The organism is Winogradskyella sp. ABM4_392 (assembly GCF_056160445.1).
Genome location: NZ_JBSWXE010000006.1, coordinates 75,808 through 95,409, shown reverse-complemented (window position 1 = coordinate 95,409; position 19,602 = coordinate 75,808). Strand labels below are relative to the sequence as shown.

Below are 19,602 nucleotides of genomic sequence, written 5' to 3'. Positions count from 1 at the left end.
TATCAATAAAAATCCCCTTTAAAGGGGATTTTTTTATGTGCTCAACATATATATTTTTAATGTATGTATTATCCATCCAAAACCGCTAAAAATCAGCTATTAAAACTAATTTCTACTATTGATAATGAAGAGAAAAAATTAACCACTAATGAACTTATTGAAGTGTTGGAAAACATAAAATGTATCTGTAAAAGTCCTGAGATTGTTTCAGCACTTACAAACTCTATAAAATTAAAATTCAATAATAGTTTACACAGCAGGAACAACCTCACTAATCGCGAAAGACAAGTTGTACTACTAATAGGTGAAGGCTTACCAAATAAAAATATTGCTCAAGAACTTAATCTCAGCAAATCAACCATAGAAACACACCGTAAAAACATTAGAAAAAAACTAAAGCTTAAAGGAAAAGATAGCCTTATTGTTTTTGCTATTATCTACAAATTACAACAACTCGATAATATTGAATCTTAAAAATTAAACGCTATGATTATTCTTCTCATTCTATTAAGTATTAATTCTCTGCTTTTAAAGTATAGCACAAACAAAAAGCAGCCTAAATAGGCTGCTTTTCAAAATTATTCTAAAAAATTTTAGTTTAGTTGACCTCAGGTAAGAAACTGAACGTTTTACTATACTCTAACATTTGTTCTGGGAAACCAACTGGCTGTGTTACTTTAATTGCTGTAATTTCACCATTTTCATCCATCTCAGGTACTAAAACTGGGTTTACAAAACCACTGTAAGGTGCAGATGTAAATTGCTTGTTACGCTCTAAAACCTCAGCGTGAATTGCTTGATCTACCTTAACACCATAACCTTCTACTAAAGCTTCAACAGCTGCGTAGTCGCCTTCGGACTTTATACGTTGTGTTTCTCTTAATAATTGACCGAATAACTCGTGTAACTTATCGTAATCATTAATATTAAAATAGGTTTTACCATCTCTGGTTACTTTTTCAATCACGTTGTCTGCTTTTCCTTTTTCATAAGCCCAAGCAGAAACCCATTGACGATTACGCATATGTGCTTCTTCTACATCGTCACCTAAGTTCAAACGAATTAACTGCGTCATTAAACCATTTCTTATGTAACCATCGTAAGCTGCTTTTCCTACAGATTTCCAATCGTCAACTAAGCCTAATTCTTGCAATTTAGAATCGTATAAATAGTAAAGTCCAACCAAATCTGCACGACCTTCTTCTAAAGTAGATGCATAATTCTTCAAAGTTTCTTTAGTTTCACCTACTCCAGGATTTAACTGTCCTGATGCGTGACCAATAACTTCGTGCAAAGCAGTATGAAGTTTATCAGCTAACTGACCATACTTTTCTTCAAGTTGTAATTCTTCCTCATCGTGTACAAACTCTTTTAAACGACCTGTACTACCAGCATTATTGTAAGCATTAATAATGTTTCCTAGCGAAACTGACTTACTTCCTACTTCCTTTCTAATCCAGTTGGCATTTGGTAAATTAACACCAATTGGTGTGCTTGGAGATGCATCACCAGCTTCACCAGCGACAGTTACCACTTTGTAAGTTACACCTACAACGTTTTTCTTTTTGTGCTCGTCCATTAATGGCGAATTATCCTCAAACCATTGAGCGTTATCAGATAAAACTTTCATCTTTTTAGACATATCAAAATCATTGATTTGTACAATAGTTTCGTAAGAACCTCTGTAACCTAACGGATCGTTGTACACTTCAATAAAACTATTGATGTAATCTACGTTTCCTTCAGTAGCAGCTGTCCAAGCCACATTGTAATCGTCCCAAGTTTGTAAATCACCTGTTTTGTAATACTGAATTAATAAACCGATAGCATCGTCTTGTGCCTTGTTTTCTGCAACATCTTGTGCCTTTTCTAACCACTTTACAATTTCATCGATTGCAGAACCGTAAAGTCCACCAGATTTGTAAACGCGCTCTTTTAAAACACCATTTTCTTTTACTAATTGAGAGTTTAATCCATAAGACAAAGGTTGATCTGGATTTGGTGATTTTTTAGCTGCATAGAATTTTTCTACATCTGCATTAGTAACATTTGGTCCGTAGAAATTTACAGCAGATAATGCAACGTTATCCACACCTTTTGCCTGATTTACTTTCTTAGTATCCTTATCATTAAAAATAACATCAAAAGCTTCACCATCTAACTTTGTGTTGGTTGCCAAGAATAATTCGCTTAAGTAATCCTTAGAAAATTCCGGTTTTAATTTGTCATTAGAATAGTGATGATGAATACCATTACTAAACCATACACGCTTTAAATACGTTTCAAAAGCACTCCAGTCTTTAGAATTTTTATCACCAGAATAAGTCGTGTAAACATTTTCTAAAGCTTTACGGATTTTAAGGTTGTGTCTGTAGTTTTGATCCCACATAATATCACGACCAGCTAAACCAGCTTGCGTTAAATAGTACACTAATTTTTGTTCTTTTAAGCTCAAATTTTCCCATCCAGGAATTTGATAACGTAAGATTTTTATGTCCGCAAATTGCTCAACATTAAAATCAAACTTATCTGCTACTTTTTCTGTAGTATCTTCCTTCACAGGTTCTTTACTGTCATTTTTACAAGACCAGGCAAAAACCACTATTAGGCAGATTACAAATATTGATTTAAGTTTCATATTTAAGTTAGTTTTTTTGAATTCTCACAAATGTAACACTTATAAGACAAATTACTATCTTTGGATAACTACTAAATCATACTAAAAATGAAAGCTCTTAAGTATATTCTGTTGCTGTTGCTCATACTTGTTATTGGATTTTCAATTTACATTGCAGTACAGCCAAACTCATTTGAGGTCACTAGGACTAGAAATATAAAAGCACCACAAGCCGTACTCTACAATAAAATTATAGATTTTGAAACTTGGGAAGATTGGTCCTCTTGGGTTGAATCAGATCCTGAAATGACACTTACTATTCCAGAAAATCATGTTGGTGTTGGTGGTTCATACTCTTGGGAAGATAAAGATGGTGTCGGTACAATGACAACGGTAGCTGCCAATCCACACAATTCTATAACTCAAGAAATGCAATTTGCAGAATTCCCTAAATCTGATGTTTCTTGGAAGCTAGATACCAAAGAGGACGGTTCTACAGATGTTACTTGGAATATCTCTGGAAAAGACCTACCGTTTGTGTTTAAATTATTTTCGACTTTAATGGGTGGAATGGAAAAGCAAATTGGTCCACATTACGAAAGAAGTTTAGAAAAGCTAGATAGTATTGTACAAGATGACATGAAACAATTTGAAGTGACCATAAATGGTGTCACTGAATATGGTGGTGGGTATTATTTATACAAAACTACCAATGCTAATTCACAAAACATTAGTGCTAAAATGGGCGAGAATTTTGGTGCAATTATGATGTTTATGGGTAAAAATGACATCAAACAATCTGGAATGCCACTAACGGTTTACAATGATATGAGCTCTGCTGATGTGATAATGAGTAATGGAATTCCTGTTAAAGAAAAAATTACATTACCAGAAGGTTCTGATGTGTCTATTAATTTCATTCCAAATATTAAGGTTTTAAAAACGACCTTGAAAGGTAATTATACCAATCTTAGTAAAGCTTGGGAAGAAACTATGGCTTACTTGGTTAAAAACAATTTAGAACAATCGGAAGAAAAGCCTTTTGAAATTTACACCACTGACCCTGGGAATTATCCTAATCCTGCGGATTGGGTTACCGAAATCTACATTCCGATAAAATAGATGAAGCAACTCATTCTTGTTTTTATTGGTGGTGGATTTGGTAGTACGCTTCGTTACCTCATCGGAAAATGGTTAAACAGCAGTGAAACTGGAATTCCTTACGGAACCTTTGCTGCCAATATTTTAGGTAGTTTATTAATAGGTTTAATTTTAGGGCTTGCTGCCAAAAACGATAGTCTTACACAAAATCAAACCTTGCTACTTGCAACCGGTTTTTGTGGTGGTTTTACCACGTTTTCAACCTTTGCCTATGAGAATCATGTTTTTCTAAAATCTGGTGATTTTATGAACTTTGCCATTTATACCATTGCTAGTTTTATCGTTGGATTTTTAGCTGTGTTCTTGGGATTGTATTTGGTTAAGTAGTATTTAGTTGCTAGTAGATAGTGTTTAGTTAAGAGTTTGAAGTGTGATTACTCATTTCTCATACACAATTAAACAGTTCAACGATTCGACAGATAAACATCTAACAAAACTACTTCTTAAACGCCTTTACTCCTGCTTCAACTTTTAAGGGCAAATAATTTTCTCTTGGCACTATTGGGCAAGAGTACTTTTCATTATATGTACAATAAGGATTATAAGCTTTGTTGAAATCTATTTCTATTTCATTTCCTTCTGGGATTCTTAAATCAATATAGCGTCCTCCACCATAAGTTGTGTCTCCATTTGTATCGTCTAAGAACGGTAAAAACAAATAATCTTCATAACCTTCAGTAGTCATTAATTCCTTACCTTGATACACATTTAGTTGAAAACTCTGTCCTTTCAACTCAAACGTTAAAACACCAAACACACGCTCTTCAGATTCTCTACTCGTGGTGGTTTTCATTTTAAACCACTTTGTATCAGTTGTTCTCTTCAATACGGCTTTCACAACAAAAGTGCTATCAAATTTGAAAAAATCTAAACCTTCAAAATTCTTTAAATCCTTAGATTTTAATGGCGATTTTGAAGCATCTTTAAAATCAGCATTCATTTCTTTTTGCCATTCGGTTTCACCTTTTACAGCAGTTTTTTCTTGTGCGCATCCAAAATAGAATGCCAAAGTAAAGATGACTAAGAGTTTTTTCATTTTAGATTTTTTTGATTTTCAAAAATACAACTTATCAAATTTTATTGTAGCTTTGGGTCAAGTTATTAGAAAATAATATGTTACAAGTCAATAGATATACAAAACAAACCTGTGCGATTTCTTCGGAAGTCATTCGGACGTATTATCTATTGTAGCTATTCCTATATACTATTAAACAATATTTAAAAGTCCGACGATACCGTCGGACTTTTTATTTTTATAACAATCAATCAAAATGAAAAAACTTTACACTAATTATATTGAATCCTTCACTGGATTGTCTAAAGAGATTTGGTATATCTCTTTGATTTCGCTTATTAATAGAGCTGGGACAATGATTATTCCTTTTCTATCGCTATACCTTACCGATAACTTAGATTTTAGTAAAGATGATGCTGGCTGGATTTTGGCCTTTTTTGGTATTGGATCTGCTATTGGAGGATGGCTTGGTGGTAAGCTCACAGACCTCTTTGGGTTTTACAAAGTAATGGTCTTTAGCCTATTTGTAACAGGATTTAGCTTTATTGGGCTTCAGTTTATCTCATCATTTTGGGGCTTATGCTTTGCAATACTTTTTATAATGTCTATAGCAGATAGCTTTAGACCTGCTATTTATGTATCAATAAAAGCTTATAGTACGCCTGAAAACCAAACTAGAGCAATTGGTCTTATTCGTTTGGCAATTAATGCTGGTATGGCTATTGGTCCTACAGCTGCAGGTTTAATTATTGTAAGTCAAGGCTACAATTTATTATTCTGGATAGATGGTATTACTTGTATTTCTGCCATTATTCTCTTTAAATATTTAGTGAAAGAACCTGAGAAAAAGATTGCTAAGGTTACAGAAGATGTCATCACTAAAGCTAAAAACATTGTTTATAGTGATACGACGTATTGGGTTTTTATTGCCATTTGTTTCTTTATGGGAATGACATTTTTTCAACTCGTAGTTACAATGCCTTTGTATTACAAAGAAGTTTTTAGTTTAAATGAATTTCAAATCAGTCTGTTTTGGATTATTAATGTTGGACTTATTATTTTACTTGAGATGCCTTTTTTAAATTTTCTCGAAAAACAACTAATACCTGTAACCAAACATATTTTAACAGCATCACTTTTAATGAGTTTAGGCTTTTATTTACTATTCCAAAACTTTTGGTTTGGTATTTTAATAATTAATATGATTTTGTTAACCGTAGGCGAAATGTTAGGTTTTCCTTACACCAATAGATTTGCACTAAGCAGAGCAAGAGAAGGCTTCGAAGGTAGTTATATAGCATTGTATGCTATTGCATTTTCTGTATCTCATATTTTTAGTTCAAAAATTGGTTTAACCATTGTTGAAAATTATGGTTACCAAATCAATTGGTTAGTTACTGGGACGTATGGATTCATAGCCGTAATTTTGTCGTACTGGCTAATTAATAGAGTGAAACTTAAATTATGACCAAAGATTTAGACATCATAATCATTGGCGCAGGACCTATTGGAATTGCCTGCGCCTTAGAATGTAAAAAACATAACTGGAACTACGCTGTCATTGAAAAAGGTGCATTAACCAATTCACTTTTTAATTATCCTTTGAATATGACATTTTTTTCAACTTCTGAAAAGCTGGAAATTGATCATATTCCTTTTATAAGCAACAATCCTAAACCAACCAGAAATGAAGCTTTAGAATACTACCGAAGAGTGACAACTTCAAATCAATTGAATATTAAATTGTATGAAGAAGTAGCAACTATTAACAAGATTGAACATCATTTTGAAGTCGCTACCAGCAAAAGCCATTACAAAGCAAAAAAAGTCATTATAGCCACCGGGTTTTATGACATACCAAACTTGCTGAATGTACCTGGCGAAGATTTGCCAAAAGTGTTTCATTATTACAAGGAAGCACATCCTTTTACTTTGCAAAATATTGCAGTTGTTGGTGCCAGTAATTCGTCCGTAGATGCTGCTTTAGAAATATACCGTAAAGGTGGAAATGTTACAATGATTGTTCGTGGCGAAAGTATTGGTGAGCGTGTAAAATATTGGGTAAGACCAGATATTCTCAACCGTATTGAAGAGGGCAGCATTAAAGCCTATTTTAATTCTGAAATTATTAAAATTGAAGAACACCAAATTGGTGTTAAAACACCTGATGGCGAAATCATTTTACCAAACGATTATGTTGTAGCTTTAACAGGTTACCAACCCAATTTTAAGTTTTTGAATAAAGCAGGAATTGAATTTTCTAAAGACGAACGTCATATTCCCTTCTACGACGACAAAACAATGGAATCTAATATAAAAGGGTTGTATCTCGCAGGTGTAATTTGTGGCGGAATGGAAACACACAAATGGTTTATTGAAAACTCTCGCATTCACGCTAAAATGATTGCAGAAGATATCGCTAATACTATTGAATAATTTGGAATTATGAATTTAAACCAAGTGACCATACCATCGCAAGATGTTGTAAAATCTGTTGAATTTTATAAAACTCTCGGACTGCAACTCATTGTTGATGCTGCACCACGATATGTTAGATTTTTATGTCCTGATGGTGATGCAACGTTTTCAATTCATAAAGTTGAAAAGCTATCTAACGATAATCAAACCATCATTTATTTTGAAGTTGATAACCTCACCCAAACTGTATATATGCTCAAACAAAAAGGTATCGTTTTCGACACAGAAATTACCACTCAATCTTGGTTATGGACTGAAATAAAATTGAAAGACCCAGACCAAAATCCAATCATTATTTACACAGCTGGAGAGGATAGAAAAAATCCGCCTTGGCGGATTTAATTCTATATGTATTAACTCAATATTATTTAGGTTCTAATTTCGTCTCAAGAAACTCAATTAACAATTTTAAAGCCCAAATAATTAACTTTATAACCCATCTAGGAATAGCCATCTGAACAATGTCATTCTTATTTTCATTTGACTTAGTATCTTTTTCTTGATTAATGACGTCACTAATCTTTTTTAATAATTCTGTATTTTCCATTGTATTTCAATTTTTGGTTTACCTACTCTTTTTTTAATGGCTTTTCGGTTTACTCCATATTCTTTTTTTAACAACAACTGGTTTTAAAAGCTGCAAATTCAACAACTACCCTACCTGCATCTCCGCCTCTTGGACGCTGAAGCTTTATATCTAATTGACTTGTTGGCACTTTATTGGCTTCACAATCAAGAATTATTTGTACACCTTGTTCACTTGGTTCTAAATCAGAACCAACATCTGATGCTCCATCTAAACCATTTCCCCATTCTAATGCGTCTGCCCTCAATAAAACTGGAAATTTTTCACCCTCCATAACCTTAAAAACTCCTATTTTTTGATTTAGGTTTATCCAACCATGTTTAGGATGAACTTTTAAAGTTGTTCCCAAGCCTGGTGCAACAGCAGATTGTTGGTTGGCGTATCCCATTAGTATTAATCCACCTTCAGGATTCCAATCACTATTGTGTGTTAACCAACATCTAGTTATGTACACTTCAAAACGGCACTTCTTACATTTATCTTCCTTTTCTAGTATGATATATCCAGTATCTTTACTTTTCCCTTCACAGCAACTAGAAATATTCACGATGTTACCTTCATTATCCCTTGGGCAACAAGGTTTTTGATCTTTTTGATTATCCATAATTTTAAATTTTTAATCTTGCCTACTCTATCCACTTTTCGGCTTCCGTGTTTTTACATTACAAAGTTGAAGACATTGACTATTTAAATTGAGGAGCCAATAACCTTATTATGGATGTTTGATGTACGGAAAATATTTGGGTGTTTTAACCTTAAGAGTTAAGGTTATTGACCTATGATCGAAAAAAACAATTTGTCTTTACTTTGTACGAGATATTAAAACGTATTTTTAAATAACTTAAAATCAATACTATGAAAACACATTTTTTACCCTTGGCACTTTTCGGAATAATTATTTTATCTTTAAATAGTTGTACTTTTTTTGATGGGAAAGGAAGCGGGACAAGCAATAACGCTCTATGTTTGAATTATGAAAACTCTCCTAAAAGTCAACTTGAAGTTGGTTTAGTCCATGAAATGACTGATCTATACCAAAAACAAGCTAGATTGAATCAAGACAGTATAATGGCTATAAGGTTTGATATTCAGACTCTAAAAAAATTCATCTATCATATTGAGATGGAAGGAAAAAAACAAAATGTATCAAATCAAGATTTAGGTATAAGAATATATTATGCTCGTTATCCGAAAAAAGCAACATGGAGTCCGGGTGCTAATTATGGGAATGATTTATCTGGCTTTTTAGGCGATTCAATAACTGAACAGTATGAAATGAATCACACTTTAGTAATGATACCAACTATTAAAAAAGGGAATACTCAATATGATTACAACCCATTAGACAGCACTACTTATGATTTAGGTTTAACTCATGCTTACGATCAATTAATTGACGGACATAATTCAAGACTAATTATGGCTCTTACACCTTCTGTTTCTGGAAATCTAAGACAAAACCACGGACAAATGTATCCTCCTTACCCAGAAGACGGAATGACTTTTAACTAAACAAGATGGAGGAAGTTCATTTGACACTAAATAATACTCTTGTTTTTATTCAACTCATTGCAGCAATAACAGGAGTATTTTATTTTAATAAAATTAAGGATAGTAACTGGAAATGGTTTTCAATTTACCTCATCATAGTTTTCTGTCAAGAATGTTTTTGGAAGTTTAACGTTACTTATAGTAGAGAGGGTAAGTTTATCTATTATACATATGTAGGAGTTACTATTGAATACTTATTTTTTTATTGGCTTTACGCCTATAAATCACAAAAAAGAAAGAAATTATTTATACTAGTTACTCTAATATATATATTCACTTTAAGTATTTCAACATTCTTTTTTAGTGTATATGAAATTCACTCAATAAGTATAAACATGGGTTCTATTTTTCTTATTTGCCTGATCATTTTAGAGTTCATCAAACAAATAAAATCTGATGATATTCTTAAATTTAAGGAGAATAAAATGTTTTATATCAATCTTGGTCTAATTCTTTTTTATGTTGGAAGTTATCCGTTTCATGTATTTGGGAAAGAGCTTTATGAGAATTACAGGTATATATGGAATGGATACAATACTTATTTTTTAGCTACTAATTGTTTAATGTACATGTTATTTACTACATCTTTTATATGGGGCAAGACACATTAATATTAACCTTAGTTCTATTCAATATTTTTTTCACAGCTTTTATTACTGGCATTATATTATTCATTAAAGAATACCGCAAAAAGAAAAAAGTACATCTAAAGGAATTAGAAACAATAGATCTTTTGCACAAAGAAGAACTCCTAAAAACCCAAAACGAAATTCAAAAAGAAACTATGCAGCATATAGGTAAGGAAATACATGATAATGTTGGGCAAAAACTAACATTGTCTAGTATCTATTTACAACAGCTTGTTTTTGAAAATAAGTTCCCACAATTGAACACAACCATTAATAACATTAATGATATCATCAATGAATCTCTCAGCGAGTTAAGACAATTATCTAAATCCCTAACAGATGATGCTATTAAAGATAGTTCGCTGGTAGATTTGATTTCTCAGGAATCTACACGAGTGAATCAACTTGAAACTTGTAAAATAAAATTTAAAAATAGTCTTACTACTAATATCACTTCATACAAAACAAAAAGCATCTTACTAAGGATTGTGCAAGAGTTTATTCAGAATAGCCTTAAACATTCCAATTGTAAAATAATTTCTATTGATCTTTTAAATAATGAAAATACCTTAACCCTTTTATTAAGTGACGATGGAAAAGGGTTTGACATTAATACTATAGAATCCAGTGGCATAGGATTAAAAAATATTGATAAGAGGATTAAAATACTTAATGGATCTTCAATATTGCAAAGCGACAAAACTGGGACTGAACTAACTGTAAATATTCCTATTCTATGAAACATAGCATTGCCATAGTGGATGACCATATCTTAATTGCTAATGCTTTAAAAAGCATAATCTCTAATTTTAAAAATTTTGATGTTATCCATATTAGCGAGAACGGTGTAGATTTTCAAAAGAAACTAAAGTCAAAACCTATTATACCTAATATTGTGCTACTAGATATCAGTATGCCAATAATGGATGGTTTTGAAACTGCCCAATGGATTAAAGAAAATCATCCTGAGATAAAAATTATGACTTTAAGTATGCAAGATGACGAGCATAGTCTAATAAAAATGATTAAAAATGGAGCTAAAGGCTATATGCTTAAAAATACCCAACCGCTTGAGTTGGAAAAAGGCTTAAATACATTAGTAGAAAAAGGACATTTTTTTCCAGATTGGGCTTCTAGCAAAATATTAACTTCAATAAGTGAAAATACTATAAACTCAAATCTAAAAAATAATCTTTCAGATAGAGAAATAGAGTTTTTAAAGTATACTACAACAGAAATGACATATAAAGAAATAGCAGAGAAAATGTTCTGTAGTCCAAGAACAGTAGAAAATTATAGAGATAGTCTATTTGAAAAACTAGAATTGAAATCTCGAGTAGGTTTAGCTGTTTATGCTCTTAAAAATGGATACTCAGATTAACCCAAACTATTTCAAAGGCTTCACTTCACTATGCTTTATAACGTGTGAGAGTACAATTTGTGTCTTTGTCTCACCATAGGTAATCAATTGGTCAATGAAAGATTCTAAATGTTTTTGATTTTTTAAAACCACTTCCATTACAATGTTTTCGTTTCCAGTAATTCGGTAACAATTGATAACTTCATCATAAGTCTTTACCTTTTCTAAAAATGGTCTCAACATTCCCATAAAGGCTCTAATTGTTATTAAAGCTTTGAGTTGATATCCTGCTGCAAAAGGTGAAACGAACGTGGTATAGCCTTGAATAATTTCAGCATCTTCCATCTTTTTAATACGTTCACTTACAGCAGGTGAGCTTATACCTACCCGCCTTCCAATCTCTGCATTAGACATGCGCGCATTCTGCTGCAAACACTTTAAAATCTTCCAATTTAAATTATCTATACTCATTTAAAGAAAACAATATTAAATAATATAATTATTAAAGCTAATATACCATTTAACTTTAATAATTAAAGTTAAATTTCATTATTCCTCAGTAATTTCGTAACAATTGCTATTGAAAATATGAACTACAACCTACCATCGCATCTATCGGATTTGCCTGTGTATCAAAAGGCAATGGATATTATTATGCTATCTCGAAGTATATCTACCTATATAAATCACGATTTATCTTACTTGAATGAGGATGGTACAGAAGATAACGACATTTATTTCTCAGGTGATATAGTTCAGCAATCATCTAATCTTGCACCAGAAATCATTAATGCAGAACGCGAACGTTATTCTGATAAAAAACATAAACACTTAGAAAGCCTAGAACGTCTTACAAGCAAACTATATAGTAACTGTAGACGTTTAGAGCGTTCTAAAAGTAATGGTAAAGATTATTTACCGCTTTTACGTGGTGAAATAAGAACTTTTAGAAAGCTAAAGCGCAATTGGATGTTAACGCTTTAAAGAGCTTTTATTTTCTTTGATTATTGCTCAATTCTATATCTTTAATAATGTCAATCATAATGTCGAAGATTAGTCTGAAACTTTTAAAATCAACTTTTTTATAGTTTTCATTATTATTCATTATGTTGGTAGCAAAATCTTTTTTAGATAGAGCTAAACTCTCTTGTTTTTCGTTTCTAACGTCATTATCTATAATTCCCTCTACTGCGCCAAGTTTTTTTCTTCCAAGATGACATCTAATTTTATTATCATCTAGCTTAATTCCACTTTCAGAATCGAATTCATTACTCAAAAACAACCTCCTTCCTAAAGTATCTTTTATCTTTAAATCTGAATCCTTATAATAATGTTCAATACAATTTTTATTTATTCTTCTATGAGATGGCTTTGGTAAGTAAAATGTATAAACCCTATTATCAAAATTATTATACTTTTTCTCTTTTATTGGAATAAACTCCCCCAAATTTCCAATATTATCAGAATCAAAAACCCCTATTATTGGTATTGTTCTACCTGAAACTAAATGAGCTCTTAATAGTTCTTTCAACTTGCTGTCACCTACAGAAAAATTAGGATTATATTCAACTATCTTAATTGCCTTTTTAAGATTTACATATTTATAGTCAGTAACAAAATAATCTAATGCTCTTTTTAGATGCATCCAGTCAGTATTTCCTTCTGTGAATACTAAGATTTTCTCACCTTGATAAGACAAATAATTTTGTAAATTTTTATTTGGGGACAGTCTTTGAAAAATAGCTAAATATTTTTTAAATATTTGATCATCCTTACCTCGTATATCTGATAAAAACAGTAGTTTACCCTCAATTATTTTAACAAATAATCTACTTGACTTAGAATCGTATCTTTTAGTTGAGTATTTTTCAAAATGTTCTTTGGCTGCTTTATCAAGACCGAATTTATCCCAAGCATATAGCATTGCTCTTAATTGCTTTATATACTTTCTTTTAACATTTAATTTCTTATTGACGGTCAAACCTGTAACATATTGGTTTTCAAACCACTTTCGTAAAGATGATTTAGATGCGTTTATAGTAAAACCATTTTTATTGATAATATTCAAAACATCTGAATTAATCTCAACAACGTCATTTCTAATAACAGCAATAGATTTTGGAAAACGATTCAAGTTTGTCGAAATTGTTATATCATCTGCATATCTCGAATAATAACATCTATTCTTTTTCGATAATTTTAGTATCTCGTTGTCAAGATTCCTACATATAAAATTTGATAATATAGGTGAAGTTGGGCTTCCTTGAGGAAGTTCATTATTATGGCAACATAACTGCGCTAAAATGTTTGCTACCTCAATATTAAATTTAAAGGGATACGATGTAAAAACACCTCGTATTCTGCCAAAATTAATAGAAGGAAAAAAATCTTCTAAATCTATATTTAAAATATTCTTCTGACCAACGTGTATATTAGCATTTGTTCTTATACCTTTATTTTTAAGATAACTATGAACTTGTCTTTTTGGCTTATAATGCTCTGTTATTTCGTTAGCTAGTACGTATTGAATTGATTTTAATGATGGAATTGGCGATAGAATTCTTCTTTCTTTTCCATTCCTTTTTTTTATGAAAAACTCATTATATTTTGAGTCTACTTTATAAGCATTAAATAAGAGTTTTTCCAAACTGATATCTAAAAAAGAAGCTAAATCTTGTCGGCTATTTATGTCTAAGAAAGATTGACTCATATATATAAAAAGTGCTCATAGCCATTCTACTTTAGCTGAATTGATTTAAGCCAAATTTGTTTATTATAGACTTTTTGTTTGTCTACTTTGTTTTTATTGTTTTTAATAATTTCAATATCTACTTAACAAAGTGTTCTTGTAAAGTATACCACTCCGTAACTGCTGCCGGATCGCAAGCAAAATCAATAAAACTATGAGCACAATAATTGAGCATAAAGCTAATAAAACTCTATTAATGAGACATATAAAAATTAAAAATAATCTACATATTCCTGCGATACTGTCCGCCAACTTCGAATAAGGCATTGGTAATCTGTCCTAAACTACACACTTTACAGACTTCCATTAAAGCTTCAAAAATGTTCTGATTATTAATAGCCTTGTTCTGTAAATCTTTTAATAATTCGGTTGTATTAGTTGCTTTATGTAAATTTTGAAGCGTTTTAATTTGATCTTCTTTTTCCTCTTCCGTTGCTCTAATTACTTCCGCAGGTTGTACTGTTGGCGAACCTTTACTGCTTAAGAATGTGTTTACACCAATAATTGGAAATTCGCCATTGTGCTTTAGGGTTTCGTAGTACAAGCTTTCTTCCTGAATTTTACTACGTTGATACATCGTTTCCATAGCACCTAGTACACCACCACGTTCTGTGATTCTGTCAAACTCAGTCAATACAGCTTCTTCTACTAAATCGGTTAATTCTTCAATAATGAAAGAGCCTTGTATTGGGTTTTCATTCTTAGCCAAACCTAATTCTTTATTGATGATTAACTGAATTGCCATTGCACGACGCACAGATTCTTCCGTAGGTGTTGTAATAGCTTCGTCATACGCATTTGTATGTAACGAATTACAGTTGTCGTAAATAGCATACAATGCCTGAAGCGTAGTTCTGATATCGTTGAAATCAATTTCCTGAGCGTGTAAACTACGACCAGATGTTTGAATGTGATACTTCAACATTTGTGCTCTTGGATTGGCACCATATTTATGCTTTAACGCTTTTGCCCAAATTTTACGTGCTACACGACCAATAACTGCATATTCAGGATCGATACCATTTGAGAAGAAGAATGATAAATTCGGACCGAATTTATTGATGTCCATTCCTCGACTTAAGTAGTATTCTACATAGGTAAATCCATTAGCCAACGTAAACGCTAACTGCGAAATTGGATTAGCACCAGCTTCTGCAATATGATATCCAGAAATAGAAACTGAGTAGAAGTTACGTACATTATTTTCAATAAAATATTCTTGCACATCACCCATTAAACGAAGTGCAAACTCTGTTGAAAAAATACAAGTATTCTGCGCCTGATCTTCTTTTAAAATATCTGCCTGAACCGTTCCTCTTACCTGAGCAATGGTCTTTGCTTTAATGTCTTGGTAAACGTCTTTTGGCAATACTTGATCACCTGTAACACCTAATAACATCAACCCTAAACCATCGTTTCCTTCAGGAATTTCGGCATTGTATTTAGGACGCTCTTTGTCCTTGTAAATAGCTTTTATCTTTTGCTCAACTTCTTCTTCTAAACCATTTTCTTTGATATAAATTTCGCATTGCTGATCTATTGCTGCATTCATAAAAAAGCCTAGTAACATTGGCGCAGGACCGTTAATTGTCATACTTACCGACGTCATAGCATCCGCTAAATTAAATCCTGAATACAGTTTTTTAGCATCGTCTAAACAACAAATACTTACACCTGCATTACCAATTTTACCATAAATATCTGGTCTGTAATCTGGATCATTTCCGTATAAGGTTACCGAATCGAAAGCTGTAGATAAACGCTTTGCTGGCATACCTAAACTTACGTAATGAAAACGTCTGTTGGTACGCTCTGGACCTCCTTCACCTGCAAACATACGCGTTGGATCCTCACCTGTTCTTTTAAAAGGATATAATCCTGAAGCATATGGGAATTCTCCTGGCACATTTTCTTGTAAACACCATCTTAAAATATCTCCCCAAGCTTGGTATTTTGGTAAAGCTACCTTTGGAATATCGGAATGCGATAACGACTTAGTGTGCGTTTCTATCTTAATTTCTTTATCTCTTACTTTGAAACTATAAATAGGATCTTTATAACGGTTTACCTTATCATCCCAACCTGTAATGATTTCCCAATTGTAAGGATCTAAGTTCAGTTTTACACGATCGAATTCTGCGATAAGCATTTTAATGAAATCCTTTTTGTCATTCTGAACTTGTTTTAGGATCTCATCTTGGTCTAAACCTTGTTTTCCTATAAAAGACTTTTCAACTGCTCTCAAAGTGACATTACCAACAGAACAAATAGTTTTAAAAATTCCGTATAACTTTTGAGCTACCTCTACCTGAGCATCAGCTGTTTTGTCGTAAGCTCTGTTATTCTCTGCAATCTCTGACAGGTAACGTGTTCGAGATGGTGGAATAACGAAAATTTTCTCGCTCATTTCCTTAGAAATCTCGAAAGTCGATTTTAAGTCTGCTTCAGTTTTTTCTGCAACTTTATCCATTATCGCTTTGTAAAGCGTGTTCATTCCAGGATCGTTAAACTGAGATGCGATAGTACCAAAAACAGGCATTGTATCTGGATCTTCGTGCCACAGATTGTGGTTTCGCATATATTGCTTTTTCACATCGCGTAACGCATCTAAAGCACCACGTTTATCGAATTTGTTAATCGCTACCAAATCAGCAAAATCTAACATATCGATTTTTTCAAGCTGTGTGGCTGCACCAAATTCTGGTGTCATTACATAAAGTGATACATCACTATGCTCTAATATTTCGGTATCTGATTGTCCGATACCAGACGTTTCTAAGATGATTAAATCATACTCAGCAGCTTTTAAAACCTCAACCGCTTCGTTAACATATTTAGACAATGCCAAATTAGACTGACGTGTTGCTAAACTACGCATATACACACGCGGCGAGTTGATGGCATTCATTCGGATTCTATCGCCCAATAATGCACCACCTGTTTTACGTTTGGAAGGATCTACAGAAATTAACCCAACTGTTTTTTCTGGAAAATCAATTAAGAAACGACGCACCAACTCATCTACTAACGACGATTTACCTGCACCACCTGTACCTGTGATTCCGAGGACTGGTGTTTTTGAAGTTTCATTTTTAGTATGAATAGTTTCTAAAGCATCTTTGGCTACTTCAGGGAAATTTTCGGCTGCAGAGATAACTCTCGCAATAGATTTTGGGTTCTTTTCGTGAAGTGTATTTGCTTCGCCATTTAATTGATCTCCTATGGCATAATCTGATTTTTGAACCAAATCATTAATCATTCCTTGCAAGCCCATTTCCCTACCATCGTCTGGCGAATAGATTCTAGTGATACCATAATCCATTAGCTCTTTAATCTCTTCTGGTAGAATTACTCCACCTCCACCACCAAAAATCTTGATGTGGCCTGCACCTTTTTCTTTCAACAAATCGTACATATATTTAAAGTACTCATTGTGTCCACCTTGATAAGACGTCATTGCTATAGCATTTGCATCTTCTTGTATGGCTGTATTTACAACCTCTTCTACACTTCTATCGTGCCCAAGGTGAATGACCTCTACTCCAGTAGCTTGGATGATACGACGCATTATATTTATGGCTGCATCGTGCCCATCAAAAAGAGAGGCTGCAGTTACAATTCGTACTTTGTGTTTTGGTTTATATGGTGCGATTTGTTCCATTCGTAAAAATCTTGCTTAATTGAGGTGCAAATTTACTGATTATTCAAAAAAAACTAACCGTAATTATAAATTATATAATGCCCTTGTTTAAGCTTCAATAATTAACCTAATTTATGAAATAGTGTTAAATGTAATTAATTGTTATATCCTTATACCTTAATGATCTCATGAATTGGTCCTAAAATATTTTATAATGTAGTTTGACAAAACAATAGTTGATTAATTCTCGAATGTTATAGAAAACTATCATATTTGAAAAAATTAAAAAATAATTTAATATCATTTATTCAATTTTTTTGTTAATATTTTATCAATTTTTTATATTTTTAACATCTTGATTAATTTTTTTATCGATTAATCTTAATTCCAACAATTAACTTATCCCCTAACCTCTAAGTTAATAGTGACCCTTGCTAATTAACTGTGTCTAACAAAACACGTGGGACGATAATTCTTACGATAAAAATAAACTATAACCATTAACTAATTATTTATTTCTTATGAAACAAAAACTATTATTACTAGTTTGCTTTGTAGCTGGGATAGGATTTTCTCAAGCACAAGGATTACCAACAAACCCTGAACCAGGTAAATGTTATGTAAAATGTATTACTAAGGATGAGTTTAAGGAAGTTGAAGAAACTATTCAAACTTACCCAGCTTACACTACTCTACAAGTAATTCCTGCAACTTACAGAACAGTTGAAGAGCGTGTATTAGTAAAAGAAGCTTCTAAAAAGTTTGTTTACGTACCTGCTACTTACGAAACTGTTGATGTTCCTTACGTAAAGCAAGAAGCTCGCACAGACTTAAAAGTTGTTCCTGCATCATTTGGAAGAGATTCTAGAACTTTTGAAATTTACCCAAAGACTTCTGGTTGGGAGTACAAAGTATTAGAGGACTGTCCTTCTGTAGATAAGGATGATTGTGTTGCAGCTTGTTTTGTTGAGTATCCTGCTCAATCTAGAGACGTAAGTTTTACAACTTTATCGTCTGATGCTAGCACTAACTCTGTACCAGTACCAGAGCAAACAACTACTTACAAGAAAAGAGTTATTAAGACTCCTGCTAGAATGGATGAGATTGAAATTCCTGCTGAGTACACAACTATCAAAAGAAGAGTTGTTGACACACCTGCAAGAACTGAAACTACTACTATTCCTGCTCAATACCAAACAGTTACAAGAACTGTATTAGACAAAAAAGGTGGTATCACTACTTGGGAAGAAGTTGATTGTGAGTTATTAAACCCTAATGTATTACCTGTTTTTTATGAATTAGGTAGCGCTAGATTAACGTCTTCTTCTAAAAAGACTATCGATGACACTTTATTACCAATCTTAAGTGACAGTAATGTAAGTATCGAAATCATGTCTCATACAGACTCTAGAGGTAATGATGACTTTAACATGTCTTTATCTCAACAAAGAGCAAACTCTGTAGTTAACTATTTAGTATCTAAAGGTATCTCTAGAAGCAGATTAACTGCAAGAGGTTTTGGTGAAACAAGATTAACAAACAGATGTTCTAACGGAGTTGAGTGTTCTGAAGCTCAACACCAAAGAAACAGACGTACTGAGTTTAGAGTTATCTCTAACTAATAAAATACTGTACTATGTACAAATAAAAAAAGCTCCTTTTTAAGGAGCTTTTTTTATTCGATAATCTTAGGTAAAATTATCATTTGTCTTTTAGCTTAACATCTTAATTATCGAACGGTTCTTTTAACTAGAAAACTCTCATACAAGATTGAATTGAATTAGTAACCTACCAATCCAAATCATCAGACAATTAA

General features: G+C 32.4%; 18 protein-coding genes. 11 read left to right on the top strand and 7 right to left on the bottom strand.

Features of this window, described 5'->3' with window-relative positions; translation table 11 throughout:
- Positions 1-63 precede the first annotated feature (63 nt).
- Positions 64-474: a response regulator transcription factor gene (locus ACXAFS_RS12905; RefSeq protein WP_475307437.1), complete on the top strand. Its 411-nt coding sequence runs from the start codon at positions 64-66 to the stop codon at positions 472-474.
- 124 nt (positions 475-598) lie between these two features.
- On the opposite strand, the gene ACXAFS_RS12900 is transcribed toward ACXAFS_RS12905, so the two are convergent.
- Complete coding sequence (locus tag ACXAFS_RS12900; protein ID WP_475307436.1) at positions 599-2,638, bottom strand: dipeptidyl-peptidase 3 family protein; 2,040 nt, start codon at positions 2,636-2,638, stop codon at positions 599-601.
- Positions 2,639-2,725: 87 nt separating this feature from the next.
- Between ACXAFS_RS12900 and ACXAFS_RS12895 the strand changes: the two genes are divergently transcribed.
- Positions 2,726-3,739 (top strand): SRPBCC family protein, encoded by a 1,014-nt coding sequence (locus tag ACXAFS_RS12895; RefSeq protein WP_475307434.1) that lies wholly within the window; start codon positions 2,726-2,728, stop codon positions 3,737-3,739.
- Complete coding sequence (crcB, locus tag ACXAFS_RS12890) at positions 3,740-4,105, top strand: fluoride efflux transporter CrcB (RefSeq protein WP_475307432.1); 366 nt, start codon at positions 3,740-3,742, stop codon at positions 4,103-4,105. It abuts the gene before it with no gap.
- 109 nt (positions 4,106-4,214) lie between these two features.
- Here the strand turns inward: crcB and ACXAFS_RS12885 are convergent, their stop codons facing one another.
- A complete protein-coding gene (locus tag ACXAFS_RS12885) occupies positions 4,215-4,814 on the bottom strand; it encodes a DUF1684 domain-containing protein (protein WP_475307430.1) in 600 nt (199 codons plus the stop codon).
- Positions 4,815-5,049: 235 nt separating this feature from the next.
- On the opposite strand from ACXAFS_RS12885, the gene ACXAFS_RS12880 reads away from it, so the two are divergent.
- From ACXAFS_RS12880 to ACXAFS_RS12870, 3 genes are read left to right on the top strand one after another with little or no spacing between them, the layout of a single operon-like run.
- Positions 5,050-6,261 (top strand): MDR family MFS transporter, encoded by a 1,212-nt coding sequence (locus tag ACXAFS_RS12880; protein WP_475307428.1) that lies wholly within the window; start codon positions 5,050-5,052, stop codon positions 6,259-6,261.
- Complete coding sequence (locus ACXAFS_RS12875; RefSeq protein WP_475307427.1) at positions 6,258-7,229, top strand: YpdA family putative bacillithiol disulfide reductase; 972 nt, start codon at positions 6,258-6,260, stop codon at positions 7,227-7,229. Before ACXAFS_RS12880 ends, ACXAFS_RS12875 begins: the two co-directional genes overlap by 4 nt.
- 9 nt (positions 7,230-7,238) lie before the next feature.
- A complete protein-coding gene (locus ACXAFS_RS12870) occupies positions 7,239-7,613 on the top strand; it encodes a VOC family protein (protein ID WP_475307425.1) in 375 nt (124 codons plus the stop codon).
- Positions 7,614-7,635: 22 nt separating this feature from the next.
- Here ACXAFS_RS12870 and ACXAFS_RS12865 read toward each other — a convergent pair whose 3' ends face one another.
- Both ACXAFS_RS12865 and ACXAFS_RS12860 read right to left on the bottom strand, forming a co-directional pair.
- Positions 7,636-7,818 carry a hypothetical protein gene (locus ACXAFS_RS12865; RefSeq protein WP_475307424.1) on the bottom strand — a complete coding sequence of 61 codons (183 nt, stop codon included), beginning with the start codon at positions 7,816-7,818 and terminating at the stop codon, positions 7,636-7,638.
- 67 nt (positions 7,819-7,885) lie between these two features.
- Complete coding sequence (locus ACXAFS_RS12860) at positions 7,886-8,461, bottom strand: hypothetical protein (protein ID WP_475307423.1); 576 nt, start codon at positions 8,459-8,461, stop codon at positions 7,886-7,888.
- Between the two features lie 251 nt (positions 8,462-8,712).
- Here ACXAFS_RS12860 and ACXAFS_RS12855 point away from each other — a divergent pair, with 251 nt between their 5' ends.
- The 3 genes from ACXAFS_RS12855 to ACXAFS_RS12845 all read left to right on the top strand — a co-directional run bounded on the left by ACXAFS_RS12855 (position 8,713) and on the right by ACXAFS_RS12845 (position 11,418).
- The gene (locus ACXAFS_RS12855; RefSeq protein ID WP_475307421.1) at positions 8,713-9,369 is read left to right on the top strand and encodes a hypothetical protein; all 657 of its coding nucleotides are present in this window, start codon (positions 8,713-8,715) and stop codon (positions 9,367-9,369) included.
- A 631-nt stretch (positions 9,370-10,000) separates the two neighbouring features.
- Positions 10,001-10,777 carry a sensor histidine kinase gene (locus tag ACXAFS_RS12850; protein ID WP_475307420.1) on the top strand — a complete coding sequence of 259 codons (777 nt, stop codon included), beginning with the start codon at positions 10,001-10,003 and terminating at the stop codon, positions 10,775-10,777.
- On the top strand, positions 10,774-11,418 hold the full coding sequence (locus tag ACXAFS_RS12845; RefSeq protein WP_475307418.1) for a response regulator transcription factor: 645 nt from the start codon (positions 10,774-10,776) through the stop codon (positions 11,416-11,418). Before ACXAFS_RS12850 ends, ACXAFS_RS12845 begins: the two co-directional genes overlap by 4 nt.
- A gap of 6 nt (positions 11,419-11,424) precedes the next feature.
- On the opposite strand, the gene ACXAFS_RS12840 is transcribed toward ACXAFS_RS12845, so the two are convergent.
- Complete coding sequence (locus ACXAFS_RS12840; protein WP_475307416.1) at positions 11,425-11,868, bottom strand: Lrp/AsnC family transcriptional regulator; 444 nt, start codon at positions 11,866-11,868, stop codon at positions 11,425-11,427.
- 117 nt (positions 11,869-11,985) lie between these two features.
- Here ACXAFS_RS12840 and ACXAFS_RS12835 point away from each other — a divergent pair, with 117 nt between their 5' ends.
- Positions 11,986-12,381, top strand: a complete 396-nt coding sequence (locus ACXAFS_RS12835) for a hypothetical protein (RefSeq protein ID WP_475307414.1) — start codon at positions 11,986-11,988, stop codon at positions 12,379-12,381.
- A gap of 7 nt (positions 12,382-12,388) precedes the next feature.
- Here the strand turns inward: ACXAFS_RS12835 and ACXAFS_RS12830 are convergent, their stop codons facing one another.
- Positions 12,389-14,107, bottom strand: a complete 1,719-nt coding sequence (locus tag ACXAFS_RS12830; protein WP_475307413.1) for a reverse transcriptase domain-containing protein — start codon at positions 14,105-14,107, stop codon at positions 12,389-12,391.
- A gap of 262 nt (positions 14,108-14,369) precedes the next feature.
- On the bottom strand, positions 14,370-17,807 hold the full coding sequence (locus ACXAFS_RS12825) for a methylmalonyl-CoA mutase family protein (RefSeq protein WP_475307412.1): 3,438 nt from the start codon (positions 17,805-17,807) through the stop codon (positions 14,370-14,372).
- Between the two features lie 500 nt (positions 17,808-18,307).
- Between ACXAFS_RS12825 and ACXAFS_RS12820 the strand changes: the two genes are divergently transcribed.
- Positions 18,308-19,408: an OmpA family protein gene (locus tag ACXAFS_RS12820; protein WP_475307410.1), complete on the top strand. Its 1,101-nt coding sequence runs from the start codon at positions 18,308-18,310 to the stop codon at positions 19,406-19,408.
- The last annotated feature ends 194 nt before the right edge of the window (positions 19,409-19,602 follow it).